This is a genomic window from Actinosynnema sp. NPDC037264, assembly GCF_055603705.1.
In genome coordinates this window covers 179,113-204,756 of record NZ_JBVJVK010000004.1, presented here as the reverse complement: position 1 = coordinate 204,756, position 25,644 = coordinate 179,113, and the positions used below count along the sequence as shown (strand labels likewise).

General features: G+C 72.2%; 27 protein-coding genes. 13 read left to right on the top strand and 14 right to left on the bottom strand.

Annotated elements, in window-relative coordinates:
- Positions 1-55: 55 nt before the first annotated feature.
- Complete coding sequence (locus tag ACZ7GX_RS07275) at positions 56-763, bottom strand: EcsC family protein (protein ID WP_498773835.1); 708 nt, start codon at positions 761-763, stop codon at positions 56-58.
- A 48-nt stretch (positions 764-811) separates the two neighbouring features.
- On the opposite strand from ACZ7GX_RS07275, the gene ACZ7GX_RS07270 reads away from it, so the two are divergent.
- Positions 812-1,903 (top strand): Rv2629 family ribosome hibernation factor, encoded by a 1,092-nt coding sequence (locus ACZ7GX_RS07270; RefSeq protein WP_498773833.1) that lies wholly within the window; start codon positions 812-814, stop codon positions 1,901-1,903.
- Here ACZ7GX_RS07270 and ACZ7GX_RS07265 read toward each other — a convergent pair.
- From ACZ7GX_RS07265 to ACZ7GX_RS07245, 5 genes are all read right to left on the bottom strand, one after another.
- The gene (locus tag ACZ7GX_RS07265) at positions 1,889-2,320 is read right to left on the bottom strand and encodes an NUDIX domain-containing protein (RefSeq protein WP_498773831.1); all 432 of its coding nucleotides are present in this window, start codon (positions 2,318-2,320) and stop codon (positions 1,889-1,891) included. The two genes, ACZ7GX_RS07270 and ACZ7GX_RS07265, sit on opposite strands and share 15 nt — an antisense overlap.
- A 2-nt stretch (positions 2,321-2,322) precedes the next feature.
- A complete protein-coding gene (locus ACZ7GX_RS07260) occupies positions 2,323-3,171 on the bottom strand; it encodes an amino acid ABC transporter permease (protein WP_498773829.1) in 849 nt (282 codons plus the stop codon).
- Positions 3,168-3,842: an amino acid ABC transporter permease gene (locus tag ACZ7GX_RS07255; RefSeq protein ID WP_498773827.1), complete on the bottom strand. Its 675-nt coding sequence runs from the start codon at positions 3,840-3,842 to the stop codon at positions 3,168-3,170. The genes ACZ7GX_RS07260 and ACZ7GX_RS07255 overlap by 4 nt, the downstream gene beginning before the upstream one ends.
- Positions 3,843-3,913: 71 nt before the next feature.
- Entirely contained in the window at positions 3,914-4,801 is an 888-nt protein-coding gene (locus ACZ7GX_RS07250; RefSeq protein ID WP_498773825.1) for a glutamate ABC transporter substrate-binding protein, read from the bottom strand.
- A gap of 62 nt (positions 4,802-4,863) precedes the next feature.
- Positions 4,864-5,592, bottom strand: coding sequence for an amino acid ABC transporter ATP-binding protein (locus ACZ7GX_RS07245; RefSeq protein ID WP_498774092.1), 729 nt, complete (start codon positions 5,590-5,592; stop codon positions 4,864-4,866).
- 161 nt (positions 5,593-5,753) lie between these two features.
- Between ACZ7GX_RS07245 and ACZ7GX_RS07240 the strand changes: the two genes are divergently transcribed.
- Both ACZ7GX_RS07240 and ACZ7GX_RS07235 read left to right on the top strand, forming a co-directional pair.
- Positions 5,754-6,425, top strand: a complete 672-nt coding sequence (locus tag ACZ7GX_RS07240) for a response regulator transcription factor (RefSeq protein WP_073886595.1) — start codon at positions 5,754-5,756, stop codon at positions 6,423-6,425.
- Positions 6,426-7,805, top strand: a complete 1,380-nt coding sequence (locus ACZ7GX_RS07235; RefSeq protein ID WP_498773823.1) for a sensor histidine kinase — start codon at positions 6,426-6,428, stop codon at positions 7,803-7,805. It abuts the gene before it with no gap.
- Between the two features lie 6 nt (positions 7,806-7,811).
- Here ACZ7GX_RS07235 and ACZ7GX_RS07230 read toward each other — a convergent pair whose 3' ends face one another.
- Positions 7,812-8,747, bottom strand: a complete 936-nt coding sequence (locus tag ACZ7GX_RS07230; protein WP_498774090.1) for a beta-propeller fold lactonase family protein — start codon at positions 8,745-8,747, stop codon at positions 7,812-7,814.
- A 250-nt stretch (positions 8,748-8,997) separates the two neighbouring features.
- Positions 8,998-9,948: a TAXI family TRAP transporter solute-binding subunit gene (locus tag ACZ7GX_RS07225; RefSeq protein ID WP_498773821.1), complete on the bottom strand. Its 951-nt coding sequence runs from the start codon at positions 9,946-9,948 to the stop codon at positions 8,998-9,000.
- Positions 9,949-10,005: 57 nt separating this feature from the next.
- Between ACZ7GX_RS07225 and miaB the strand changes: the two genes are divergently transcribed.
- The 3 genes from miaB to ACZ7GX_RS07210 are packed head-to-tail and all read left to right on the top strand — an operon-like array spanning position 10,006 to position 12,546.
- Positions 10,006-11,475, top strand: a complete 1,470-nt coding sequence (gene miaB, locus ACZ7GX_RS07220; RefSeq protein ID WP_498773819.1) for a tRNA (N6-isopentenyl adenosine(37)-C2)-methylthiotransferase MiaB — start codon at positions 10,006-10,008, stop codon at positions 11,473-11,475.
- Positions 11,476-11,485: 10 nt separating this feature from the next.
- Positions 11,486-11,962 (top strand): Rv2732c family membrane protein, encoded by a 477-nt coding sequence (locus tag ACZ7GX_RS07215; RefSeq protein WP_498773817.1) that lies wholly within the window; start codon positions 11,486-11,488, stop codon positions 11,960-11,962.
- Entirely contained in the window at positions 11,923-12,546 is a 624-nt protein-coding gene (locus ACZ7GX_RS07210) for a GNAT family N-acetyltransferase (RefSeq protein ID WP_498773815.1), read from the top strand. The genes ACZ7GX_RS07215 and ACZ7GX_RS07210 overlap by 40 nt, the downstream gene beginning before the upstream one ends.
- 28 nt (positions 12,547-12,574) lie before the next feature.
- On the opposite strand, the gene ACZ7GX_RS07205 is transcribed toward ACZ7GX_RS07210, so the two are convergent.
- Positions 12,575-13,042: a hypothetical protein gene (locus ACZ7GX_RS07205; protein ID WP_498773813.1), complete on the bottom strand. Its 468-nt coding sequence runs from the start codon at positions 13,040-13,042 to the stop codon at positions 12,575-12,577.
- 210 nt (positions 13,043-13,252) lie between these two features.
- On the bottom strand, positions 13,253-14,587 hold the full coding sequence (locus ACZ7GX_RS07200) for a DUF349 domain-containing protein (protein WP_498773811.1): 1,335 nt from the start codon (positions 14,585-14,587) through the stop codon (positions 13,253-13,255).
- Between the two features lie 185 nt (positions 14,588-14,772).
- Between ACZ7GX_RS07200 and ACZ7GX_RS07195 the strand changes: the two genes are divergently transcribed.
- Genes ACZ7GX_RS07195 through dapF form a run of 3 tightly spaced genes read left to right on the top strand, consistent with a single transcriptional unit; the run spans position 14,773 to position 17,174 of the window.
- The gene (locus ACZ7GX_RS07195; protein WP_498773809.1) at positions 14,773-15,456 is read left to right on the top strand and encodes a class III extradiol ring-cleavage dioxygenase family protein; all 684 of its coding nucleotides are present in this window, start codon (positions 14,773-14,775) and stop codon (positions 15,454-15,456) included.
- Positions 15,457-15,460: 4 nt separating this feature from the next.
- Positions 15,461-16,363, top strand: a complete 903-nt coding sequence (miaA, locus tag ACZ7GX_RS07190) for a tRNA (adenosine(37)-N6)-dimethylallyltransferase MiaA (RefSeq protein ID WP_498773807.1) — start codon at positions 15,461-15,463, stop codon at positions 16,361-16,363.
- A gap of 10 nt (positions 16,364-16,373) precedes the next feature.
- A complete protein-coding gene (dapF, locus tag ACZ7GX_RS07185) occupies positions 16,374-17,174 on the top strand; it encodes a diaminopimelate epimerase (RefSeq protein ID WP_498773805.1) in 801 nt (266 codons plus the stop codon).
- A 4-nt stretch (positions 17,175-17,178) separates the two neighbouring features.
- Here the strand turns inward: dapF and ACZ7GX_RS07180 are convergent, their stop codons facing one another.
- The gene (locus ACZ7GX_RS07180) at positions 17,179-17,781 is read right to left on the bottom strand and encodes a TetR/AcrR family transcriptional regulator C-terminal domain-containing protein (protein ID WP_498773803.1); all 603 of its coding nucleotides are present in this window, start codon (positions 17,779-17,781) and stop codon (positions 17,179-17,181) included.
- A 52-nt stretch (positions 17,782-17,833) separates the two neighbouring features.
- Between ACZ7GX_RS07180 and ACZ7GX_RS07175 the strand changes: the two genes are divergently transcribed.
- The gene (locus tag ACZ7GX_RS07175; protein WP_498773801.1) at positions 17,834-19,189 is read left to right on the top strand and encodes an FAD-dependent monooxygenase; all 1,356 of its coding nucleotides are present in this window, start codon (positions 17,834-17,836) and stop codon (positions 19,187-19,189) included.
- Here the strand turns inward: ACZ7GX_RS07175 and ACZ7GX_RS07170 are convergent.
- Genes ACZ7GX_RS07170 through ACZ7GX_RS07160 form a run of 3 tightly spaced genes read right to left on the bottom strand, consistent with a single transcriptional unit; the run spans position 19,186 to position 22,463 of the window.
- Complete coding sequence (locus tag ACZ7GX_RS07170) at positions 19,186-20,043, bottom strand: SMP-30/gluconolactonase/LRE family protein (protein ID WP_498773799.1); 858 nt, start codon at positions 20,041-20,043, stop codon at positions 19,186-19,188. The two genes, ACZ7GX_RS07175 and ACZ7GX_RS07170, sit on opposite strands and share 4 nt — an antisense overlap.
- Positions 20,036-21,262 (bottom strand): MFS transporter, encoded by a 1,227-nt coding sequence (locus ACZ7GX_RS07165; protein WP_498773797.1) that lies wholly within the window; start codon positions 21,260-21,262, stop codon positions 20,036-20,038. Before ACZ7GX_RS07165 ends, ACZ7GX_RS07170 begins: the two co-directional genes overlap by 8 nt.
- Entirely contained in the window at positions 21,246-22,463 is a 1,218-nt protein-coding gene (locus ACZ7GX_RS07160; RefSeq protein ID WP_498773795.1) for an MFS transporter, read from the bottom strand. Before ACZ7GX_RS07160 ends, ACZ7GX_RS07165 begins: the two co-directional genes overlap by 17 nt.
- A gap of 68 nt (positions 22,464-22,531) precedes the next feature.
- Here ACZ7GX_RS07160 and ACZ7GX_RS07155 point away from each other — a divergent pair, with 68 nt between their 5' ends.
- The 3 genes from ACZ7GX_RS07155 to ACZ7GX_RS07145 all read left to right on the top strand — a co-directional run.
- A complete protein-coding gene (locus ACZ7GX_RS07155) occupies positions 22,532-23,026 on the top strand; it encodes an ArsR/SmtB family transcription factor (RefSeq protein WP_372470452.1) in 495 nt (164 codons plus the stop codon).
- Between the two features lie 42 nt (positions 23,027-23,068).
- Positions 23,069-24,514, top strand: a complete 1,446-nt coding sequence (gene hflX, locus ACZ7GX_RS07150; RefSeq protein WP_498773792.1) for a GTPase HflX — start codon at positions 23,069-23,071, stop codon at positions 24,512-24,514.
- 4 nt (positions 24,515-24,518) lie between these two features.
- Positions 24,519-25,644: hypothetical protein (locus ACZ7GX_RS07145; protein ID WP_498773790.1), on the top strand; the 1,126-nt coding region annotated here is incomplete at its 3' end.

The window sequence follows — 25,644 nt, the reverse complement described above, 5'->3', positions numbered from 1 at the left end:
GGCCAACTCCAGGCCAGTTCATTGGGCCAATCACCGAAGATCGTACGGCGGTCGGCTACTCGTGGCCGTCGACGATCGAGACGATCTCGCCGTCGATCACGGTGCCGTCCACGACCGCGGGCGGTTCCTCGCGTTCGGTGAAGAAGCGGGAGGCGAAGGCGCCCACGGCGCGGGTCGTGACGGCGTCGAACGTGCCCCCGATGACACCGCCCACCAGCGGCACGCCCTTGGCCAGGGTCACGGTCGCCTTGGTGGTGCCGTACTTGGCCAGGAGGGTGAAGCCGACGCGCTTGTTGACCTCGCGGATGAGCTGGGCGGGGATCCGCTCGATCAGGTTCATGGTGAGCCGGGAGCCCACCTTGATGCCCGCCTTCTTCAGCAGCTCCGTCCCCGCGTTGCCCAGCAGGCACACGAGGATCGCCGTCTGCACCTCGTCGCTCTCCAGGTCGTGCCCGTGCACGGCGGCGATCGACGCGATCAGGTGCGTCTGCACGAGGTAGGACGCGGTCAGGTTCGCGGGCAGGGTGATCGGCAACGTGATCAGGCCGCCGACGTTCGTGGCGAAGCCCTGCACCCCGGCCGCCGCCACGTGCGTCCGGATCAGGTGCTTGATCGCCTCCTCCGGCGTCAACCCCTTGTCCAGCGCCTCCACTGCCATCTGCCGGGCGCCCTTGAACGGCCCGAACCCGCTGATGCCCACCTTGAGCAGGTGGTCGACGGCGTTCTGCTGCACCCTGGTGATCGCACCCGGTTCGTCCACCATGCCCCTGAGGTTACGCGGCGCACGATCGGGTAGCCGAGGCCAATGGACATGTCTTCGTTGGGAGAGCTGGTCAGGCAACGCGGCCCGTTCGCGTCGGTCTACCTGGACGCCTCGCACGACACCGAGGACGCGGCCAAGGCCATGGAGCTGCGCTGGCGCGGGGTGCGCGAGGAACTGGCCCGGCAGGGCGCGGACGACGCGACGCTGGACGCGCTGCAGGAAGCGGTGCTGACGCCGGTGCCGGGCAAGTCCGGCCGGGCGCTCGTCGCCGCACGGGGCACCCTGCTGCTGGACCGGGTGCTGCCGCGCCCGCCCGCCGTGGAGACGGCGCGCTGGTCGGACCGGCCGCACCTGCTGCCGCTGGCCACCTGGATGGAACCCGCCGTGCCGCACGTCGTGGTCCTGGTCGACCGGGCGGGCGCGGACCTGCACGGGTACGACGGGCACGGTGAGCGCGCGGGCGAGGTGCACGACCAGGTGCGCGGTGAGCAGCACCCGTTGCACAAGGTCCCCGGCGGCGGCTGGTCGCACCGGCGGTTGCAGAAGGCCGTCGAGGAGACGACCAAGCGCAACGCCGCGCTGGTGGCCGCCGAGGCCGACCGGCTGGTGACGGACCTGGACGCCCGGCTGCTGGTCCTGGGCGGCGAGGTGCAGGCGCGTGCCGACGTGCGCGAGGAGCTGAGCCCCCGGTGCCGCGACGTGCTGATCGAGGTGGAGGGCGCGTCCCTGGCCGAGGGCGCGGACGACGCCGCGTTCGACCACGCCGTGCAGTCGCTCGTCGCCCAGTACCAGTTCGACCTGGACAACGACGTGGTGGAGGAGTTCACCGCCGAGGCTGGCCGCCCGCACGGACGCGCGGTGCAGGGCCTGGCGCCCGTGGTGGAGGCGTTGCGCGAGGCGAAGGTCGCCGCGCTGCTGGTGTCCGACCCCGCGCTCGGCGACCGCACCGTGTTCTCCGGCGACGACCCGGCGCAGCTCGCGCTGCGGGAGAAGGACCTGCGCGGCCTCGGCGTCGAGCACGTCGGCGAGCAGCGGGCCGACGAGGCGCTGGGCACCGCCGCGGCCGCCACCGGCGCGCAGGTGGTCGTCACCGACGCCGCCGGGCTGCGGGAGGGCGTGGGCGCGCTACTGCGCTACTAGCCCGTGTTCGAGGTAGAGGGTCACGCCGCGCTCACGTGCGTCGAGCGCGGCGGACACCCGCCTGGCCAGCCGGGGTATCAGCGCGTCCGGCACCTCGGCGGGCTCGATGTAGCGGTAACTGCGCAGCTCGGAGGCTTGCAGCCGGATGGTGGCCGAGCCGAGCGAACCGCCGTCGAAGATGAACAGGATCCGCTCCTGCTCCCCCGACGGCGCCCAGTCCACGACGAGCAGCGGGCCCGGCTCGACGGCCAGGCCCAGCTCCTCCAGCACCTCCCGGGCGCACGCCTCGCGCGGCGTCTCGCCCGGCTCGACCGCACCGCCGGGGATCTCCCAGTGGTCCTTGTAGGTCGGTTCGACCACGAGCACGCGGCCCAGCGCGTCGAGGAACAACGCGCCGGACGCCGCGAGCGCGGCCACCCTCAGACCGCCGCCGCGACGACGTCCTCGGCCGGCTTCTTCTCCAGCTCGATGACCTTCTTGTCCCGCCGGCTGCGCTTCTCCAGGTACGTCGCCAGCCACGTCAGCAGCAGGCACATGGAGATGTAGATCGCGGCCACGATGATCGTGACGGGCACCAGCGGCCGGCCGAACTGGAACTGGCTGCCGATGTCGCGGGCGAAGTCCAGCAGCTCGTCGTAGGTGATGAGGAAGCCGAGCGCGGTGTCCTTCAGCAGCACGACCAGCTGGCTGATGATCGCCGGCAGCATCGCCCGCACGGCCTGCGGCAGCAGCACGTGCCTCATCACCTGGGTCTTGCGCATGCCCACCGCGTAGGCCGCCTCGCTCTGCCCGCGCGGCAGCGACAGCACACCTGCGCGGAACACCTCGGCGAGCACCGAGCCGTTGTAGAGCGTCAGGCCGAGCACCACCGAGTAGAGCGGCGGGCCGAGCGACACGCCGTAGTGGAAGACGAAGATCAGCACGACCAGCGGCACCGCGCGGAACAGCTCGACGACCAGCATCGACGGCACGCGGATGACCTTGTGGTCGGAGAGCTGCCCGGCGGCGAAGATCGCGCCGAAGAGCAGGGCGAACACCGCGCCGAGGCCGAACGCCTTGAGCGTGTTCAGCAGCGCGTCGACCAGGGTCAGCTGGATGTTCTTGTACTCGAGCCAGGACCACTTCCGGCCTTCGAACTGGCCGCTCTCGGCGAACCGGTAGATCACGAAGCCGATGCCCGCGACCAGCACGAGGGTGCCGATCACCGCGTAGAGGCGGTGGCGCAGCCGGGCCCGCGGCCCGGGGACGTCGAACAGGACCGAGCTCATCGGGCGATGCTCCACCGCTTCTCAAGGCTGCGTTGCAGCAGGGTCATGGGGATCACGAGCACCACGAAGAAGCCGGCGACCCAGAGCAGGCCGAACAGCTGGTTCTCGCCGCGCTCGGACAGGTTGGCGCTGATGGAGCCCGCCTGGAACACCGAGAAGCCCGCCGCGATGGTGGTGTTCTTCAGCAGGGCGATCATCGTGCTCATCATCGGCGGCACGACCGCGCGGGTGGCCTGCGGCAGCACCACGGACCCGAGCATCTGGCCGAACGTCAGGCCGAGCGCGCGCGAGGCCTCCGCCTGGCCGACCGGGACGGTGTTGATGCCGGCCCGCACGACCTCGCACACGAACGCCGCCGTGTAGAGGATCAGCGCGGTGAGGGCGGCGCTGAAGTAGAAGCTGGCCGCCGAACCGCCGAACGTGTCCGCGGTCACGATCTTGAGCAGCGGGAACGCGAAGGCGAAGAAGAAGAACACGAGCGTGAGCGGGGTGTTGCGGACGATCGTCACGTAGGCGGTGCCCATGGCTCGCAGCACGGGGACCGGCGCGACCCGCAGCATCGCCAGGATCGTCCCCAACACCAGCGACCCGACCGCGGAGATCAGGAACAGCTCAACGGTGTTGAGGAACCCGGGCCCGTACAGGTCGAGGTTGTCGAGCAGGACGTCCATCGGCTTCCTCGGCTAGGTGGGTGTGGTGCGGCCGGCCGCCGGAACACCGACGACCGGCCGCGGGAACGAGATCAGTAGCGTTCGATCACGGGCTTGTCGGCCGACGAGCCCGACTGGCCCAGGGTGGCGTCGTAGGCCGCCTGCCACGCGCCGCCGTTGATGGCCTCATCCAGGATGTCGTTGACCTTGGTGCGCAGGGCCTTGTCGTCCTTAGGGAGGCCGATGCCGTACGGCTCGTTCGAGAACGTCTTGCCGACGACCTTCAGCGTGGTCGGCGACTGCGAGGCGTAGCCCTTGAGGATCGCGTCGTCGGTGGTGACGGCGTCGACCGCGCCCTGCTCCAGCTGCTCGACGCACAGCGAGTAGGTCTGGAGCTCGACGATGTTCTCCGGCTCGGTCAGGCCCTCGGACTTGACCTTCTGGATCGGCGTGGAGCCGGTCACCGAGCAGACCTTCTTGCCCTTGAGGGTCTCGGGGCCGGTGATCGTGTTGTCGTCCTTCTTCACCAGCAGGTCCTGCCCGGCGGTGAAGTACGGGCCGGCGAACCCGACCTGCTCCTTGCGCTTGGCGTTGATCGTGTAGGTGCCGACGTAGTAGTCCACGTCGCCGTTGATCAGCGCCTGCTCGCGACCGGCCGAGGGGATGGCCTTGTAGTCGATCTTGTCGTCGCCGTAGCCGAGCTTGGCGGCGACCAGCTTCGCGATCTCGATGTCGAAGCCGGTGAACTTGCCGCTGGTCGGGTCCTTGTAACCCAGACCGGGCTGGTCCTCCTTGACACCGACGATGACGCGGCCACGGGCCTTGATCTTGTCGAAGGTCGGCGAGCCGTCGACCTTCACGTCGGCGGCGACCTGCTGGGAGGGGGCAGTGCCCGTGTCGCCAGGGCCACCCTCCTTGCCGCATGCGGTCAGGGCGAGGCCGCCGGCCAGCAGCGCCACCGCAAGGGTGCGAACCCTCATCGTCCTTCTCCTGCTCTTCTTCGGTAGTGCGGCGCCAGGCTCAGCGCCGCGTTCGTGGGACTTCAGTGGGTCAGGATCTTGCCAAGGAAGTCCTTCGCGCGGTTGGACTTCGGCGCGGAGAAGAACGCCTCCGGCGTCGAGTCCTCGACGACCTCGCCGTCGGACATGAAGATGACGCGGTCCGCGGCCTTGCGGGCGAAGCCCATCTCGTGGGTCACCACGAGCATGGTCATGCCCTCCTTGGCCAGCGTCGTCATCACGTCCAGCACCTCCTGGACCATCTCGGGGTCCAGCGCGGAGGTCGGCTCGTCGAACAGCATCACCTTGGGCCGCATCGCCAGGGCGCGGGCGATCGCCGCGCGCTGCTGCTGCCCGCCCGAGAGCTGGGCGGGGTACTTCTCCGCCTGGTTCGCGATGCCGACCCGCTCCAACAGCTCCATGGCCGTCTTGCGGGCCTCGGCCGCCGGGGTCTTGCGGACCTTCAGCGGGGCCAGCATCACGTTGTCGACGATGCTCTTGTGGGCGAACAGGTTGAACGACTGGAACACCATGCCGACGTCGGCGCGCAACCGGGCGAGTTCCTTGCCCTCGGCGGGCAGCGCCTGGCCGTCCACCTCGATGACGCCGGACTCGATCGGCTCGAGCCGGTTGATCGTGCGGCACAGCGTGGACTTGCCCGAACCGGACGGCCCGAGCACGACGACGACCTGCCCCTTCGGCACCTCCAGCGTGACGTCCTTGAGGACGTGCAGAGGTCCGAAGAACTTGTCCACGCCCGCCATCCGGATCATCGGCGGTGCAGGAGTGGCGGCGGTCATCAGTCCTCCAGTAGGGGTTCCTGAGCGATGGCGGAAACCTAGGTGTGAATCACCACACCAGTCCAGGCGGTTGAGCAAGACTTAGGGTCTCAACTCTGTCACAGGGTGGCGACACTTATCGGGGAGGCTCCACGGTGCGGGTGCTGTTGGTCGAGGACGACGACCGCGTGGCGGAAGCGCTGGTACCGGCGCTGACCCGACGTGGTTTCACGGTGGACCGGCAGGCCACCGGTCGGGGGACGCTCGATCGGCTGACCGGGGTCGACGTGGTGCTGCTCGACCTGGGCCTGCCCGATGTGGACGGTGTCACGCTCTGCCGGCACATCCGTGCGGCGAGTGACGTCGCGATCATCGTCGTGTCGGCCCGCGGCGAGATCGACGACCGGATCCTCGGCCTGCACGCCGGGGCGGACGACTACCTGGTCAAGCCCTACGACGTGGGCGAGCTGGTGGCCCGCGTGCACGCGGTGCGGCGGCGGCGCGGCGACCCGGTCGGCGTCGGCGGCACCGGCACCGAGGTGTTCGAGGTCGCCGACGTGCGGGTCGACCTCGGTCGGCACGAGGTCACCGTGGCGGGTGAACCCGTGGCGCTCTCGCGCAAGGAGTTCCAGGTGTTGGCGCTGGTGGTGGCGGCGGGTGGCGCGGTGTGCACCCGGGAGCGCATCCTGGCCGAGGTGTGGGGACGCACCTGGGCGGGGGCCAACCGGACCCTGGACGTGCACGTGGCGACGCTGCGGACCAAGCTCGGGCGTCCTTCGTTGTTGGAGACGGTGCGCGGTGTCGGGTACCGGTTGAGCGGGGGCTGAGTGCGGTCGCGGCTGCTGGGCATCGTGTTGACGCTGGTCGTGCTGGTGCTCCTCGGCCTGGGCGTCCCCCTCGGCCGCGGCATGGCGCAGGCCGAGCAGCAGGAGATGTTCCTGGACCGGCTCACCGACACCACCCGGTTCGCGTCCGTGGCGCAGCGGCCGTTCATCGACGACCAGCCCGAGGTGCTCAAGCCGGAGCTGCGCCGCTACTACGAGCTGTACGGCATCCGGGTGGCCCTGCTCGGGCGGGACGGGCAGGTGGTGGCGGCGTCCTCGGACGACGTGGACGTGTCCGCGCCCGAGGTGGCGGACCTGGTGCACGCCGCGCTGGCCGGCCGCCAGCCGGGCGCGCCGGAGCTGGTCATGCCGTGGGAGTCGACCGAATTGGTGCTGGCCGAGCCGGTGCTGGAGGCGGGCGAGGTCCGCGGCGCGGTGGTGACGTTCTCGCCGACGTCGAAGACGCGGGCCGAGGTCCTGCTGTGGTGGTCGGTGCTGCTCGGCGGGAGCACCCTGGTCCTCGTGCTCGGCGTGTTCGTGGCGTTGCCGCTGGTCCGGTGGACGTTGCGGCCCGTGCGGCGGTTGGACGACGCGACCGGGCGGCTGCTCGCGGCGGTGGTGTCCGGGCAGCCCGTGCAGCCGGTCGGCTCGTCGGACGGCCCGCCGGAGCTGCGGCAGCTGTCGCGGTCGTTCGACCAGATGGCGGCGAACGTGAGCGACGTGCTGGCCGCGCAGCGCGCGTTCGTCGCGGACGCCTCGCACCAGCTGCGCAACCCGTTGACCGCGTTGAAGCTGCGTCTGTCCAATTTGGAGGACCACGTGGCCGGCGAAGGGGCCGCGCACCAGGCGGCGGCGTTGGACGAGGCGAACCGGCTCAACCGGATCCTGGACGAGCTGCTGTCCATGGCGCGCGCGGGCGCGCAGTCGGTCGACCCCGTGCCGGTGGACGTGGACCGGGCGGTGGCCGGCCGGCTGTCGGCGTGGCAGCCCGCCGCGGCGGCGCGCGAGGTGCACCTGGTGCTGGACGGCGAGCCGGGCGGCCGGGCCCTGGTGCCGCCGCGCGGCGTGGAGACCGTGCTGGACGCGCTGCTGGACAACGCGCTGAAGTTCACCTCCGATGGCACCTTGGTGCGCGTCGACGTCCGGCGGCGCGACGGCGTGGTGCGGTTGTCGGTGCAGGACGAGGGCCCCGGCCTCGCGCCGGAGGAGCTGGACCGCGCCACGGACCGGTTCTGGCGCAGCCCGGCGCACCAGAACGTGCAGGGCTCCGGCCTGGGCCTGGCGCTGGTGCGGCAGATCGTGGAACGGGTGGACGGCTCGGTGCGGTTGGAGTCGCCGGAGGGCGGAGGCCTGCGGGTGACCGTGGAGTTCCCCGCGGCCTGACCCCGGTCAGGACGTGACCGCGACGCCTTCGGGCGCGTCGCCGACGGCGAACCGGGCGGCGGGCTCGCCGGTCTCGGCGTTGATCACCGACACGGTGTCGGACCCCGTGTTGGTGGTGTACACGAAGCTGTCGTCGGGCGCTGCCGCGGAGCCCTCGGGCATCCGCTGGACCTTGACGACCTCGATGGGCTTGCCGGTGGGCCCCAGGACGCTGACCGTGTCCGAGCCGGTGTTCGCGACGTGCACCCGGCCGCCCGGCGTGACCGAGACGCCGAGGGGCGCGTCGCCGACCTTGGTGGTCTCGGTCGGTCGGTTGTCGTCGGTCTCGATGACGGTGACCGTGTCGCTGCCGGTGTTGGCCACGTACAGGCGCTCGCCGTCCCGGCTGATGGCGATGCCCGACGGGAAGACCCCGACCGGGATGGTGCCGACGGCCGTCTGCGAGGCGGTGTCGATGACCGTGACGCTGTCGCCGCCGTTGTTGGTCACGTACACCCGCGAGCCGTCGGGGCTGGCCACCGCGCTGTGCGGGAACCGGCCGACCGGGATGGTCTTCACCGGCGCGTTCGTCGCGGTGTCGATGACCGTGACGTCGTCGCGGCCGAAGTTGGTGACGTAGGCGTGGGTGGGTGTGGCGGCGACGCCGAACGGGTTGGGCCCCACGGGCACGGTCGCGACGACCGCGAGGGTCCGGGTGTCGATCACCGAGACGGTGTTCGAGGACTCGTTCGTGACGTAGACGCGGTGACCGGCCGGGTGTGCGCCGACACCCGCGGGGTAGTCGCCGACACCCACGGTGGCCGTGACCTTGCCCAGCCGGGTGTCGTACACGGTGACGTTGTCGGAGCCGCTGTTGGCCACGAACACCTGAATTCGGGTCGGCCACCGCGGTGGGGCGTCGAAACCGGTGCCGGCCAGCACGGCGAGCACCGCGAAGGACACCCCCAACCGGGGCAGCCGACTCTTTCGGGTAATAGGCTGAGAAGACGCCGCGCGAATGCGCGCGCGTACCGAATAAACGGACATGAGCTTTCCGCATCGGTTCCTGGAAGAACCCGGACCATCGCAGGTCCCGGGCTTGCCATCACGCTAACGGCCTAGCGGTGGCCGGTGCCGCTCCAACGCCTTCTTGACCCCGACTTGGGCGAGTCCCCACGCATGGCTTTACACCGTAGGAATGATGAAATGAGAACTAAACTTTTACGTCGCGGTAGTACCTCATCGCGCCGGGGTGCAATTCGATCGGCGTCGTCTCGATCGCGGAGCGGACCTCTATGGACCTCGCCACCGGACTGGCCGCGACCAGGGCCGGCTGGGCCTGGAACAGGCCTCTGACCAGCGCTTCCGCCACGTCGTCGGACATCGTGTCGTTGACCAGGAGGAAGTTGCGGACCACCAGGGTGACGACCGGGCCGCCCCCGATCTGCTCGTACGCCGACGCGGGCAGCGTCGCCGAGCCGTACACCGGGTAGGCCTGGCGCAGCTTCGGCAGCACGTCGCCCAGGTCGAGCATCCGCAGCTTCACCGCCGACGACAGCGTGGTGACGCGCTCGGTGGGGACGCCGCCGGACCAGAAGAACGCGTCCAGCGCGTTGTCCCGCATGGCGTCCGCGCTGGTCGGCAGGTCCATGTACTGGACCTTGAGGTCGACCTCCGGCGAGATGCCCGCCGACTCCAGCAGCCGCTGCGCGATGAGCCACACGCCCGAGTCGCGGGCGCCCACGCTGACCCGCAGGCCCTTCAGGTCGGCGAGCTTGGTCGCCGGCAGGTCGTCGCGCACGATCAGCTGGAGGTAGTCGTCGTGCATCCGGGCCAGCGCGTACAGCTTGTGCCCCGCGTCGGCCTGCTGCTTCTGCTCCGCCGCGTCGGCCGCCGAGAACCCGACCTGCGCCTGGTTGGCCCGCAGCCGGTCGAGGTTGTCCACCGAGCCGGCCGTGGTCGCCACCTGCGGGCGGGGGATGCCGGGGTCGCGGGTCCACGCGTCGGCCAGCGCCGTGCCCAGCGCGTGGTAGACCCCGCCGGGGCTGCCGGCCGCCATGGTGAGCTTGACCTGGTCCAGGTCGTCGCCGCACGCCGTCAACGACAGGGTGGCCAGGGCCAATGCGGCCCCGACCGCGTGCAACCGCAGGAGCGTTCCCGACACCCGCGCATCGTCGCACGTCCACGCTCTACGCTGGACCCGACGGAAGGACTAGGTGCAGTGACTCGCAGTTACCAGATCCGCACGTTCGGCTGCCAGATGAACGTGCACGACTCCGAGCGCCTGGCCGGCATGTTGGAGGACGCGGGCTACACGCCCGCCGAAGGCGACGTCGCGCCCGACGTCGTGGTGTTCAACACCTGCGCCGTGCGGGAGAACGCCGACAACAAGCTCTACGGCACGCTCGGCCACCTCGCGCCCGCCAAGTCCGCGAACCCCGACATGCAGATCGCCGTCGGTGGCTGCCTCGCGCAGAAGGACCAGGGCGAGATCGTCAAGCGCGCGCCGTGGGTCGACGTGGTCTTCGGCACGCACAACATCGGCTCGCTGCCCGTGCTGCTCGAACGCGCCCGGCACAACCGCGAGGCCCAGGTCGAGATCCTGGACTCGCTGGAGACCTTCCCCTCGACGCTGCCCGCCCGCCGCGACTCGGCCTACTCCGGCTGGGTGTCGGTGTCCGTCGGCTGCAACAACACGTGCACGTTCTGCATCGTCCCGTCGCTGCGCGGCAAGGAGAAGGACCGCCGTCCCGGCGAGGTGCTGGCCGAGGTCCAGGCGCTGGTCGACGAGGGCGTGCTGGAGGTGACGCTGCTCGGGCAGAACGTCAACTCCTACGGCGTCGAGTTCGGCGACCGGTACGCGTTCGGCAAGCTCCTGCGCGCCACCGGCGGCATCGAGGGCCTGGAGCGCGTCCGCTTCACCTCGCCGCACCCGAAGGACTTCACCCAGGACGTCATCGCCGCGATGGCCGAGACGCCCGCGGTGTGCCACTCGCTGCACATGCCGCTGCAGTCGGGCTCGGACCGCGTGCTCAAGGAGATGCGCCGCTCGTACCGGACCGCGAAGTACCTGTCCATCCTGGACGACGTGCGCGCGGCCATGCCGGACGCGGCCATCACCACCGACATCATCGTCGGCTTCCCCGGTGAGACCGAGGAGGACTTCCAGGCCACCCTGGACGTCGTCCGCGAGGCCCGGTTCTCGTCGGCCTTCACGTTCCAGTACTCCAAGCGGCCCGGCACGCCCGCCGCCGACCTGCCCGACCAGCTGCCCAAGCAGGTCGTGCAGGAGCGGTACGACCGGCTGGTCACGCTGGTCAACGACGTCGCGCACGAGCTGAACCGCGAGCAGGTCGGCCGCAGGGTCGAGCTGCTGGTCGCGTCCGGCGAGGGCCGCAAGGACGCCGAGACGCACCGGATGACCGGTCGGGCCCGCGACGGCCGCCTGGTGCACTTCACGCCCGGCGACGCGCACGTGCGGCCCGGCGACGTGGTGGAGACCGTGGTGACCTACGGCGCGCCGCACAACCTGATCGCGGACGGCCCCCTGCTGTCGCACCGCCGGACCAAGGCGGGTGACCGCTCCGAGGCGGGGGTGAAGCCGAAGACGCCGGGCGTGACGCTCGGTCTGCCGTCGTTCGGCAAGCCCGCCCCGCTGCCCGCAGCGGTCGGCGGGTGCGCGACCCCGTGAGGAACTGCCGATGAGCGAGAACGACCGGGACGACCTGGCAGGTCTGCGCGAGGAGATCGACAGCGTCGGCCGTTCGGCGGCCAGGCGCTTCGACCCCGGCGCCGGCGCGTTGACGATCGCCGTCGCGGCGCTGGCGATCCTGGTGTCGCTCGCGCTGCCGTGGGTGGACGGCGTGCAGGGTCTGAGCGTCCTGTTCGGCTCGGCCGACGGGCTGCCGGAGGTGTTCGCCTACCTGGCGGTGGTCGTCGGCGTGCTGCTGCCCGCGCTGGCGCTGGCGTTGCGGCGGTGGGCGTTGGCCTGGGTGTGCGCGCTGGCGTCGTTCGCCGCGTCGGTGGCGGGCGTGCTGTCGATCTGGACCACGCAGACGACGACCGGCCACCACCCCGGTCCGGGGCCGGGCTTCGGCCTGATCCTGGCCGTGGTGGCGGTGGTCGTGCTGCTGGTGAAGTGGCTGAAGCTGGCCGCGTCCCGGCCGCCGATGCAGTGACGGCCGGGTTCGACAACGCGGAGCTGCGCACCGAGCGGCTCACGTTGCGGCGGCCGGTGGCGGACGACGTGGTCGCGGTGCACGAGATCCACCGCGACCCGCTGGCCTGCGCGCACAACCCGTCCGACGCCCTGCGCACCGCCGAGGAGGCCGCCGGCCTGCTGGAGCGGTGGCTGGAGCACTGGCGCGGCTTCGGCTTCGGCTACTGGGTGGTCCGCCCGCTCGACGCCGGGCGGCCGCTCGGGTTCTGCGGCGTGAAGCTCACCGACGTCGACGACCGGCGCGCGCTCAACCTGTTCTACCGGTTCGACCCGGCCGCCTGGGGTCGGGGCATCGCCTCCGAGGCGGCCCGCGAGGTCGTGCGGTGGGCGCGCGCGGCCCTGCCCGCGTTCCCGGTCGTGGCCCGGGTCCGGCCCGCCAACACCGCGTCGCAGCGGGTGGCGCTCAAAGCCGGGCTGACCCGCGCCGAGCACCTGGACCGCCCCGGCGAGGACGGACCCGACCTGTTGTTCGCCGCGGGCTGGGAATCCGAGCACTTTTCCGCATTCACCGCGCGACGACCGGGCGAATCCGCGGACCGCTGATCTCGTCGTGACGGTTGGGCGAATTCCGTCAGCACGGCATGCGCCGCGGCCAGACCACGCCGTTCCCGCCTTGCTCGGAGGTGCACTGGTGCGCGGTGGTGGTGGTCGGGACCGCGGTCGTCGTCGAGGTGGCGGTCGGGACATCCGGGTTCGCGGTCGTGCGGACGGTCGTCACGACAGGTGGCGCCACCACCTCGCGGACCCCTGACGTGGCCGGTGCGGTCGGCGCCGCGGGCTGGGTCGTCGGAGCCGAGGTCTCAGCCGAGGACGACGTGGTGGACCCATCGGGAGCAGGGACGACGGTGACCACGGTGACCTGGGGCCCGCTCCCCACGTCTCCCAGGGCGACCGACATCACCAACGCTGCCACCACCGCACCCGCCGCGCCCGCGAGCACCATCGCGACGGCTGTCGTGAACCGGTTGGGCGACGAGGCGACCGTGACCCGACCGATGTCCCGGGCCCCGATCACCGTGCCGTGGAAGTCGCCGCTCATGTCGTTGTGCACGCCCGGGGACGCGTCCCCGGTCGATTTCGCCGCCACTCAGCCCGTCCGATTCACCGCGTCCGCCGAAAGGATCACCCGCACAAGCTAACGGCACGACGGCGGCGCCCCTCCCGTTTTTTGCGGAATGGCACAGGCAATACGCGAACGGGCCCCGCACCGCTCCCACCGGGGAGCGGCACGGGGCCCGTGCCCGGCCGACTAGCGGCTCGCGACCGCCTGCTCGGCGGCGGCCAGCCACTCGCGCCACTGCTTGGCCTGCGCCTCGGCCTGCTCGGCACGGCGCTTGTCGCCTGCCGTGCGGGCCTTGGCGGCCTGCGCCTCGAACTGCTCCACGCGCTCGCGGAACTGCGCGACGCGGGCCTCGGCCTCCGGGTCGGACTTGCGCCACTGCGCGTCGACCGCACCGCGGACCCGCTCCTCGATCGTGCGGAGCTTGCCCTCCAGCTCGCGGACCCGCTCGCGCGGCACCTTGCCGATCGCGTCCCACCGCTCCTGGATCTTGTACAGCTGCTGCCGCGCTGCCTCCAGGTCGAGCGACGGGTCGATCCGCTCGGCCTCGGCGAGCAGCTCCTCCTTCAGCTTCGCGTTGGCCGCGAACTCGGCGTCACGCTCGCTGAACGCCTCGGAGCGCCGGGCGAAGAACGCGTCCTGCGCGGCCCGGAACCGCTGCCACAACGCGTCGTCGGCCTCCTTGGGCGCACGCCCGGCGGCCTTCCACTCGACCATCAGGTCCTTGTAGCGACCGGCCGTGGGGCCCCAGTCGTCGGACTCGACGAGCTTCTCGGCCTCCTCGACCAGCTCCTGCTTGCGGTTCTTGGCCACGCCGCGCTGCCGGTCGAGGTCGGCGAAGTGCGACCCGCGCCGGCGGTTGAACGCGTCACGCGCCTTGGAGAAGCGCCGCCACAGCTGCTCGTCGGTCTTGCGGTCGACGCCCCGGATCGTCTTCCACTCGTCCAGGATCTGCCGCAGCCGGTCGCCCGCCGCCTTCCACTGCGTGGACTCGTTGGCCAGCGCCTCGGCCTCCTCGACCAGCTCCTGCTTGCGCGCGCCCGCAGCGGCCCGTGCCTCGTCCTTGGCCGCCTTCGCGGCCTCCAGGCCCTTCTCGGCCAGGACCAGCACGTGCTCGACCCGTGCGGCCAGGGCGGCGAGGTCACCGACCACCGCCGCGTCGGCCAGGCTCTCCTGGACGTGCTTCGCGCTGGTCAGCGCGTGCTTGGGGTCGCCCGCGCCGGAGGACAGCCGCGTCACCAGCAGCTCGACCTCGGTGCGGATGTCGTCGAACCGGCGCGCGAAGTGCGCCAGGCCCTCGGCGGGCTCGCCCGCCTGCCAGGAACCGACGACCCGCTCGCCGTCGGCCGTCTTGACGTAGACGGTGCCGTCCGCGTCCACGCGCCCCCAGCGGTCAGGGTGGTCCGACGCCACGGGGACCGGCGGTGCCGCCGCGACCGGCGTCGCTTCCACCCTGGTCTCCTCGACCACCGCCCCCGCACCACTGTCGCCAGTGGTTCCCGGTGTCGTCTCGTGCTCCGTCATCGCCGGCTTCCTCCTCGCCTGCCCACTTCGTGGTGCCCGTGCCGACCACGGGCGCCCCGCCTACGACGGGGCCCAGCACCCGAGTACCGCGACGCCCCTCAAGAGTGCCCGGTACCTCGCGCGCATTCAAACAGGTCAAGGCTCGCATCGGTACCGGTGGTGGCCGATGAGTAGCGTGGACTGCCATGATCTCGCGCCTCGTGGTCGTGCCGCACCCCCCGCTGCTGGTGCCCGAACTGGTCTCCGACGCCGCGCGGGACACCGAACCGGTGCGCTCGGCGTGCCTGGCCGCCGCACGGGACCTGGCCGCGCACGCGCCCGACTGGGTGGCCGTCGGCGTCGACCCGTCCGGGCCGCGGGTGGTCGAGGGCGTGACGGGGACGTTCCGCGGCTTCGGGGTGGACGTGCCGGTGTCGCTGTCCGACGACGCGTCCTCTGTGGATGAGGAGCTGCCCCTGCCCGCGCTGGTCGCGGCCTGGCTGCGGGAACGCGTCGGCGCCCGGTCCGTGCGCGTGCACCTCGTGCCGCCGGACCTGTCCACCGCCGAGTGCGTCGCCGTGGGCGAGCGGCTGGCGGGCTCGCGCGCGCTGCTGGTGCTCGGCGACGGGTCGCACCGGCACGGCGAGCTGGCCGTCGGGCGGCCGGACGAGCGGGCCGAGCCGTTCGACGAGGAGGTGCGCAAGGCGCTGGCCACGGCGGACACCGCGGCGTTGCGCGCGCTCGACCCGGCGCTGGCGGCCGAGTTGGGCGCGTTCGGCCGGGCCGCGTGGCAGGTGGCCGCGGGCGTGCCGGGCGCCTGGCGGTGCGCCCGGTCGGAGTTCCTGGCGCCCTTCGGCGTCGGCTACCACGTGGCGGTCTGGGAGGCTTGAGCGCGTGAACACCCCCATCGCCGTCGTCGGGCCCACCGCCACCGGTAAGTCGGACCTGGCCGTGCGGCTGGCCGTCGAGCTGGGCGGCGAGGTGGTCAACGCCGACGCGATGCAGCTCTACCGGGGCATGGACATCGGCACGGCCAAGATCACCGACGCCGAGCGGCAGGGCGTGCCGCACCACCTGCTCGACGTGCTCGACGTGACCGAGACCGCCTCCGTCGCCGCCTACCAGCGCGAGGCGCGGGCCGTGGTGGAACGGCTGCTCGCCGACGGCCGCACGCCGGTGCTGGTCGGCGGCTCGGGCCTGTACGTGCAGGCGGTGCTGGACGACCTGGTGTTCCCCGGCACGGACGAGAAGATCCGCACCCAGCTGGAGCAGGAGCTGGCCGTGTTCGGGCCGGAGACGCTGCACGGCCGGCTGGCGCAGCTGGACCCGGCCGCCGCGCTGGCCATCCTGCCGAGCAACGGCCGCCGGGTGGTGCGCGCGCTGGAGGTCATCGAGCTGACCGGGCAGCCGTTCTCCGCCACCCTGCCCAAGCCCGGACCGGCCCGCTACGGCACGGTGGTCGTGGGGCTGGACCGCGAGGTGTCCGAACTGGACCAGCGGGTCGACGCGCGGGTGGCGCGGATGTTCGAGTCGGGCCTGGTGGACGAGGTGCGCGCGCTGGAGGCCCGCGGTCTGCGCGAGGGCCGCACGGCGTCGCGCGCGCTGGGCTACCAGCAGGTGCTGGCCGCGTTCGACGGCGAGTGCTCGGTCGAGGAGGCCGCGGCCGCCACCGCGCAGGCCACCCGGCGGTTCGTCCGCAAGCAGCGGTCCTGGTTCCGCCGCGACCGGCGGGTGACGTGGTTCGACGCGGGCGGGCCGGGGCTGGCCGAGGACGTGCTCAAGCTGGTCGCACCGTAGCCTGGTGGGCGTGGGAGTCGAGTTTCTGAAGGGCCACGGCACCGAGAACGACTTCGTGGTGCTGCCCGATCCGGACGGCGTGCTGGACCTGACCGAGTCACGCGTGCGCGCGCTGTGCGACCGGCGGCGGGGCCTGGGCGCGGACGGCGTGCTGCGGGTCGTGCGGCCCGACTTCGGCCCGTGGTTCATGGACTACCGCAACGCCGACGGCTCGATCGCCGAGATGTGCGGCAACGGGGTGCGCGTGTTCTCGCGGTACCTGGTCGAGGCCGAGCTGGTGCCCGCGGGCGAGTTCACCATCGGCACGCGGGCCGGCGAGCGGCACGTCGTCGTGCACGACGACGGCGCGGTGACCGTGGACATGGGCCGCGTGCTGGTCACCGGCACGGGCACGGCCACCGTGGGCGGCAGCGCGTTCGGCGGTGTCGCGGTGGACGTCGGCAACCCGCACCTGGCGTGCGTGACCGAGATGCCGGTGGCGGAGCTCGACCTCGAGGTGCCGCCCGGCCACGACCCGGTCCAGTTCCCGCACGGGGTGAACGTCGAGTTCGTCAACGTGCTCGACGAGGGCGTCCTCCGGATGCGCGTGCACGAGCGCGGCGTCGGCGAGACCCGCTCGTGCGGCACGGGCACGGTGGCCTCGGTGGCGTCCTGGCTGTACGGCGCCGGTCGGCGCACCGGCAAGGCCACTGTGGACATCCCGGGTGGACAGGTGTCCGTGGTGATCGAGGAGGAGTCCTCCACGCTCACCGGCCCGGCCGTGCTGCTGGCGCGCGGCGAGCTGGACCAGGCCTGGTGGGACGCGCTCTAGCCGGTCAGACCGACCGCAGCACGAGGGCCACGCCGTGGTCCAGCCGCTCGGCGAACGCGGTCGGCGCCAGGTCGGCCGCGACCGCCCGCAACGCCGGGTAGTCGCCCAGCGCGCCGGCCAACGTGCCGTCACCCGGCGCGGCCTGCTCCTCCTGGACCAGGCCGACGGTGAGGTGGACGAGCGTCCACAGCGTCCAGCCCGCCCTGGGGTCGCCGCCCGCGACCAGCGCCGCCGCCAGCGCTTCGGCGAACCGCAGCGTGCCGGGCTCGGCCGCGTAGACGCCCACGACGACGTTCGCGCCGTCCCGGTGCGCCAGCATCGCCCGCCGCAGCCTCCTGGCCAGCTCGGCGGCGCGTGACCGCCAGTCCTCGGGCAGCCCGGCCAGGTCGACCTCGCCGACGATCGCGTCGGCCATCAGCTCCCGCAGCCGGGCCTTGCTCTTGACGTGCCAGAGCACGGTGTTCATCCGCACGCCCAGCCGGGTGGCGATGGCGCGGGTGGACACCGCGTCCAGCCCTTCCTCGTCGAGCAGGTCGAGGGCGGCGCGCACGACGGCGTCGCGGTCCAGCCTGGCCGGACTCGGCCGACCCCCTTGCGTCTTGGTCACTGACCTATTTTACTGGACCCGGCAAAATTGGTCAGTGACCAAGGGAGGGTCCGTGGAGGGTCGGGTTGTCGTGGTCGGCGCGGGACCGACGGGGTTGTGGCTGGCGAGCGAGCTCCGGCTGGCGGGTGTCGAGGTGGTGGTGCTGGAGGCGCGGACCGGGCGCGACCCGAACTCCAAGGCGTTGACGGTGCACCCGCGCACGCTGGAGGTGTTCGCCTGCCGCGGCGTGGCCGAGCGGTTCGTGCGGTCGGGCGTGCCGATCCCGAGCGGCCACTTCGGCGCGCTGGACGAGCGGCTGGACTTCCGCGGGCTGGACACGCCGTTCCCGTACACGCTGTTCCTGCCGCAGGCCCGCACGGAGGAGCTGCTGGAGGAGCACGCGCTCGCGGTCGGCGCGCGGGTGCTGCGCGGGCACCGGGTGACCGGCGTGGCGCAGGACGCGGACGGCGTGACGGTGACGGCGACCGGTCTCGCCGAGCCGCTGCGGGCGGCGTACGTGGTCGGGTGCGACGGCACGCGCAGCACCGTGCGCGAGGCGGCCGGCATCGGGTTCCCCGGCACGGACAGCACGACCTGGGGGTGGCTGGCCGACGTGGTGCTGGACGAGCCGCTCACCGCGCCGTTGACCGCGAGCGGGCCGGACGGGCTGCTGATGGCCGTGCCGCTGCCCGGCGGCGCCTGCCGGCTCGTCGGCGTCGACCCGGCGAACCGGCCCGGGACCCCGACCCTCGCGGAGGTGGTGAGCGCGGTCATCCGCATCACCGGCTCCGACCTCGGCGTGCGGGAGGCGCGGTGGCTGTCGCGGTTCGGCAACGCCACCCGGCAGGCCACCGCCTACCGCCGCGGCCGCGTGCTGCTCGCGGGCGACGCGGCCCACCAGCACTTCCCCACCGGCGGCGTCGGGCTGAACGTCGGCGTCCAGGACGCGGCCAACCTGGGCTGGAAGCTCGCCGCGACCGTCCACGGCACCGCGCCCGACGGGCTGCTGGACACCTACCACGCCGAGCGCCACCCCGTCGGCGTCGAACTGCTGCGCAGCACGCGGGCGCAGACCGCCCTGATGACCGCGCACACGGTCGAGGGACAGGCGCTGCGGGAGGTGATCAGCGCCCGGATCGCCGACGTGCCCGAGTTCGGGCGCGCGTTGGCCGAGTCGCTGTCCGCGCTGGCCGTGGCCTACCCGGCGGGCCCCGACGAGCACCCGTTGACCGGTACCCGCGCGCCGAACCTGGAGTTCGCCGACGGCGACCTGTTCACCCTGCTGCACCCCGGCCGGCCGGTGCTTCTCGACTTCACCGGCGGCGACCTCGCCGGGCGCCCGGTGGCGCTGACCGGCGACCGACCCGCGTGGGCGGCGGTGCGGACCGCCCTGATCCGGCCGGACGGCCACGTGGCGTGGGCCGCCTAGAGGTCGAACACCTCGAGCTTGCCCAGCCGCGCCTCGGAGACCACCTCGGGCTGCGAGCTGGGCGCGGTGCAGCAGACCAGCTTGTCCTCGACGATCGCCACGGCGAAGCAGAGCTGGCTGGTCTCCAGCTTCCGGGTGATCTCGCCGCCCTCCTCGACCCGGAACACGAACGGCTGGATCGCGGGCGCGACCCACACGCCGCCGTCGGCGTCCACCGCGATGCCGTCCGGCGCGATGTAGTGCTCGCGCAGCGACGCGAAGACGTGCCGGTCGGACAGCGAGCCGTCGTCGGCCACGGTGAACGCGGTCAGGCCGAACGCCAGCGTCTCGGCGACGACGAGCCTGCCGTCGGGCAGCAACCCGGTGCCGTTGGGGAACTTCAGGTCCTCGACGGCCACGCTGACCTTGCCGTCGGGCTCGACGAGCGCCAGCGGCGTGCCGGGCGCGACCCAGTCCGGCTCGAGCAGCGGCGCGTCACCGCCCCACGCGAGGACGGCGTGCAGGTCGAAGCCGAAGTTGCCGACGTACGCGCGACCCTTCGCGTCGACCAGCATGTCGTTGGCGTGGAAGGTGGCGATCCCGCCCAGGTCCGCGTGCTCCACCAGGCCGTCGGGATCCAGCCGCAGCACCTTGCGGTCCCGCATCGACACCACGAGCAGCCGCCCGTCCGGCAGCCAGCCGAGCCCCGACGGCTGCTCCGGCACCTCGCAGACGACCTCCTCCTCGCCCGAGGCCAGGTCGAGGGCGCGGACCTGGTGGTCGTAGAAGTCCGAGTAGAAGAGCCGGCCGTCCGGCCCTTGCCGCGGACCTTCGCCGAACCTGAGACCTTCGCGCAGCACGGTGGTGTCAGCCATGCCGTTCGACGCTAGTGATCACCGGGAGGTCGCGCATCGACCGCAGCGGTGACAGGAGCACCCAAAGGACGGACAGGATCATCCCGGCCGACGCGGCCCACAGCGTGCTCCGCGTGCCGACCCACTCGGCCAGCGCGCCGCCCGCCAGCGCACCCACCGGCATCACGCCCCAGCTCAGGAACCGCACGCTGGCGTTCATCCGGCCGAGCAGCCGGTCCGGGCACAACGCCTGCCGCAGGCTGACCTGCGAGACGTTGTAGACGATCACGCCGGCGGACGTGACCAGGGTGCCGACCCCGAACAACGCCAGCCGCCACCCCGGCTCCGCCAGCGGGACCAGCAACCACGCGGGCTGCGTGACCACCATCGACAACCACACCAGCCGCACCCGCCCCAACCGCGTCAACCGCCCCGTGACCAGGCCCGCGAGCGCTCCGCCCGCGCTGCCCACCCCCAGCAGCACCGCGGCGGCCGAGGCGGACAGCCCGAGGTCGCGCACCAGGAAGAGCACGTTGACCGCGCCCCACATGCCGTTGGTCAGGTTGAACCACGTCGTGCACAGCGCGATCGGCCTCAGCAACGGGTGCCCGAACACGAACCGCAGCCCTTCGGCCATGTCCGCTCGAAGGGCGCGCTTGCGCCGCTGCACCGACGGCTCGGCCGTGCGGATGCCGCCCAGCAGCGCCGCCGAGGTCAGGAACGAGCACGTGATGGCGAGCACGGCGTTCGCGCTGCCCAGCAGCACCAGCAGCCCGCTCAGCGGCCGGCCGGACAGGCGGGCGACCTGCTGCGTCGACACCAGCCTGCCGTTCGCGACCGCCAACTCGTCGCGCGGCACCAGCGTCGGCAGGTACGCCTGGGACGCCACCTCGAAGAACACCGTCAGCACGCCCGCGGCCAGCGCCGCGAGCAGCAGGTGGGTGAACGTGAGGCGGTCCAGCCACGCCGCCACCGGCACCGTCGCGAGCACCAGCGCGCGCCCGGCCGTGCTCCAGGCCAGCACGGGCCGTTTGCGCACCCGGTCCACGTAGACGCCCACGGGCAGCCCGATGAGCAGGAACGCGGCCGTGCCGGCGGCGGTCAGCGCACCGATCAGGAACCCCGAGGCGTCCAGGACCTCGATCGCCACGACCGGCAGCAGGAACGTGTACATGGCCGTGCCGAACTGGTTGACCGCGTCGCTGCCCCAGAACAGCCGGAAATCACGCGGTAACGGCATCACGGCTCCGCAGCGGCGACAGCACCACCCACAGCACCGACAGGGCCTGGCACCCCATGCCCACCGCCAACGTCGCCGTCACCCCGATGCCGCCGCCGAGCGCGCCGCCCACCAGGCCGCCCAAGGGCATCGAGCCCCACACCACGAACCGGATGCTGGCGTTCATCCGGCCCAGCAGGTGGTCGGGGCAGATCGACTGCCGGTAGCTGACCTGGGCGATGTTGTAGACCGTCGCCCCGTAGGCCACCGCCGCCTCGCCGAGGACCACGAACACGATGCGCCAGTCCGCCGCGCCGAGCGGGACGAGTGCCCCGAACGGCCACGTGACCAGGCCGGACAGCCAGATGACCTTGGTCTGGCCGAAGCGGGCGTGCCACCGGTTCACGGTCAGCGCGCCCAGCACGCCGCCGATGCCCGCCGCGCTGAGCACCAGGCCGACCACGCCCTCGGACAGGCCCAGCTCGCGCACCAGGAACAGCACCAGCACCGCCGCCGCCATGCCGCCGAAGAAGTTGGCGGTGCCCGTGCAGCCCACGATCGCGCGCAGCGACCGGTGCCCGAAGACGAACCGCAGCCCTTCGGCGACCTCGTGGACCAGGCCGGGCCGGTCCGCCCGCCGGGGCGGCGGTTCCACCGTGCGGATGCGCAGCAGGAACGACGCCGAGACCAGGTAGCCGACCGCGGTGGCCAGCACGCCGACGGCCGCGCCGACCGCCTGCGCCACCCCGCCGGCGGCGGCCGGGCCCGACACCTCCGCCACGGCCCGGCTGGCCTCCAGCTTCGAGTTGCCCTCCACCAGCTGCTCCCGGCCGACCAGCGCGGGCAGGTAGGACTGGTAGGCGATGTCGAACATGACCGTGGCCGCACCGACCAGCAGGGCGACCACGACGAGGTGGGCCAGCGTGAGCGCGCCGAGCCACCACGCCACCGGCACCGAGAGCAGCAACAACGCGCGGGTGAAGTCGGCCACGAGCATCACCGGCCGGCGGCTCAACCGGTCCACCCAGACCCCGGCGGGCAGCCCGATCAGCAGGAACGCGGCCGTGCCCGCCGCCGAGAGCACGCCCATCTCGAACGGCGTGGCGGCCAGCGCGCCCACCGCGAGCAGCGGCAACACCGTGCGGCCGATCGTGGAGCCGAACTGGCTGACGGTGTCGCCTGCCCACAGCAGGCGGAAGTCGCGATGAGACCAGAGGGACACGGCGGAAGTGTCGCGGGAGTGATTGGAAACTGTCAATCACTTGGGCGGCGGCGGTCTAGGCTGTGCGGGTGCAACGACGTCCGGCGACCGACGCCGAGGCCGCCGCCCTGGCCTCGGCCGTGCGGCTGCGCATCATCCGCCTCACCTACGACCGCGCGATGACCAACAAGGAGATCGCCGAACGGCTCGGCAAGGACCCCGCCACCACCCTCCACCACGTGCGCAAACTCGTCGCCGCGGGCTTCCTGGAAGCGCAGGAGGAGCGGACGGGCAACCGGGGCGCGCGGGAGATCCCGTACCGGTCGACGGGGCTGTCCTGGCAGCTCCACAAGGGCAGCAGCCCGTACCCCGAGGAGACCAGCGAGGCGGTGTTCCAGGCGTTCCTGAGCGAGGTCGCCGAGGTGGGCCCGGCCGCGATGAACCAGTTCCGACTGGTCGCCCGGGTCGACCGCGCGGAACTAAAACGGCGCCTCCAGACGTTGTTGGATGAGCTGGCAGCCGAGCCGGCCCACCCCGACGGGGAACGCGTGGCGATCTACCTGGCGCTCTACCCAGGCGATTAACCACTCGTCCCGGCAGGGGTGCCGTGGGACGATGAAGGGCAAATGACGGAAAACACGTACAGCAGCAACGACTGGCTCGACCACGAGGACGAGCTGTCCACCGGCGACATGGCGCTCGAGGAGCGTGCCGCGCTACGCCGCGTAGCCGGGTTGTCCACCGAGCTCGAGGACGTCACCGAGGTCGAGTACCGCCAGCTCCGGCTGGAGCGGGTCGTGCTGGTCGGCGTGTGGACCGAGGGCACGGCGGCCGATTCGGACGCGTCCCTGGCGGAACTGGCCCTGCTCGCCGAGACCGCGGGCTCCGAGGTGCTGGAAGGCCTCGTGCAGCGGCGCGACCGGCCCGACCCGGCCACCTACATCGGTTCCGGCAAGGTCCACGAGCTGCGCGACATCGTGATCGCCACCGGCGCGGACACGGTGATCTGCGACGGCGAGCTCTCACCCGGCCAGCTCCGGCAGCTGGAGGAGAAGCTCAAGGTCAAGGTCGTCGACCGCACGGCGCTGATCCTCGACATCTTCGCCCAGCACGCGTCCACGCGCGAGGGCAAGGCCCAGGTCGAGATGGCCCAGCTCCAGTACCTGCTGCCGCGCCTGCGCGGTTGGGGCGAGTCGCTGTCCCGGCAGGCCGGTGGTCGTGCCGGCGGCGGCAACGGCGGCGTGGGCCTGCGCGGTCCCGGTGAGACCAAGCTCGAGACCGACCGCAGGCGCATCCGCGCGCGCATCTCCAAGCTGCGCCGCGAGATCGCCGCGATGAGCGTCATCCGGGAGACCAAGCGGCACCGCCGCGTGGCCAACTCGGTGCCGAACGTCGCCATCGCGGGGTACACGAACGCGGGCAAGTCCAGCCTGCTCAACGCGCTGACCGGCGCGGGGGTGCTGGTGCAGGACGCCCTGTTCGCGACCCTCGACCCGACCACGCGGCGCACCGAGACGCCCGAGGGCCTGCCCTACACGTTGACCGACACGGTCGGCTTCGTGCGGCACCTGCCGCACCAGCTGGTCGAGGCGTTCCGGTCGACGTTGGAGGAGGTCGCCGACGCGGACCTGCTGGTCCACGTGGTCGACGGCTCCGACGCGATGCCGGAGATGCAGGTCAAGGCCGTGCGCGAGGTGATCACCGAGATCTCGTCGCGGCGGGACGACCCGATGCCGACCGAGCTGCTCGTGGTGAACAAGGTCGACGCGGTGGGCGAGCTGGGCATGGCCCGGCTGCGGCACCTGTTCCCCACGGCGGTGTTCGTGTCCGCGCACACCGGCGAGGGCATCGCCGAGCTGCGCGAGCGCATCGCGGCCATGACGCCGCGGCCGGAGGTCGTGGTCGAGGCGCTCGTGCCGTACGCGCGGGGCGAGCTGGTCGCACGCGTGCACCGCGAGGGTGAAGTGCTCAAGGAGCGGCACACCGAGGAGGGCACCGAGCTGTCCGCCCGGGTTCGACCGGACCTGGCCGGCGTGCTGGAGAAGTTCGCCGTGAACGGAAGCCGCGCCTGAGCCCTTGCGCGCGCTGCTGGTAGTCCTGGGAGTGGTGATGACGGCCGGTTCCGCTTCGGCGGAGCCGGCCGTCGCCGACGTGTGCGCGGTGACCGACCAGCGGCTGGAGGAGCTGTCCGGGCTGGCGTCCGACGGCGGGCAGTGGTTCGCGGTGAACGACAGCGACGACGGCCGGTTGCGGGTCCAGGTGCTCGACCGCACCTGCGTGATCACGCGCACCATCTCCGCGCCGACGAACCCGTTCGACGTCGAAGATCTCGCTTTGGCTCCTGACGGAACCCTGTGGGCGGCGGATACCGGCGACAACGGCAAGTCGCGTGAAACCGTGGCATTGCACGCCGTTTCACCGGACGGCAGCGCACGTTTGTACCGACTTACGTATCCTGACGGAAAGCACGACGCCGAGGCATTGTTGCTCGACGGTTCCGGCATTCCGCACATCATCACGAAGGAAACGATCGGGTCGGCGTTGGTGTACCGGCCGGCGTCCGGGCTGAGCGAGGGCGCGCCGACGCCGCTGGAGCAGGTGGCGCGGGTGTCGATCGGCACCACGGACACCGCGGGCGGGCCGTTGCAGAACTCCGTGGTGACGCGCCTGGTCACGGGCGGCGCGATGTCCCGGGACGGCCGGGTGGCGGCGTTGCGGACCTACACCGACGCGTACCTGTTCCCGGTGCCGGACGGCGACCTGGCCAAGGCGCTGGAGTCGGACCCCGTGCGGGTGCCGCTGGCCGGTGAGCCGCAGGGCGAGGCCCTCGCGTTCGACCCGGACGGCACGCTGCTGTCGGCGTCGGAGTTCGGCAACGCGGGCGCTTCGTCGACCGTGCGCGCGGTGGCGGGTGCGGCGGCGCTGGCCGTGCCGCCCGCGCCGACGACCACGACGGAAACCACGCCGTCGACGGGCGAGGGGACCACCACTCCCCCGGCCACCGGACCGCGTTCGCCGTGGCCGGTGGTGGGCGGCGGCGCGGTGGCGTTGGTGCTGGTGGGCGCGCTGGTGGGGGGGCCCCCCCCCCCCCCCCCGGGGGGGGGGGGGGGGAGAACCCCCCTAGAAGTGGCGACAAGAGGAAGAACCCCTCCCAAACACACAAAGCCCCCACCAAAGGGGGGGGGGAGGGGCCATGTTGTGG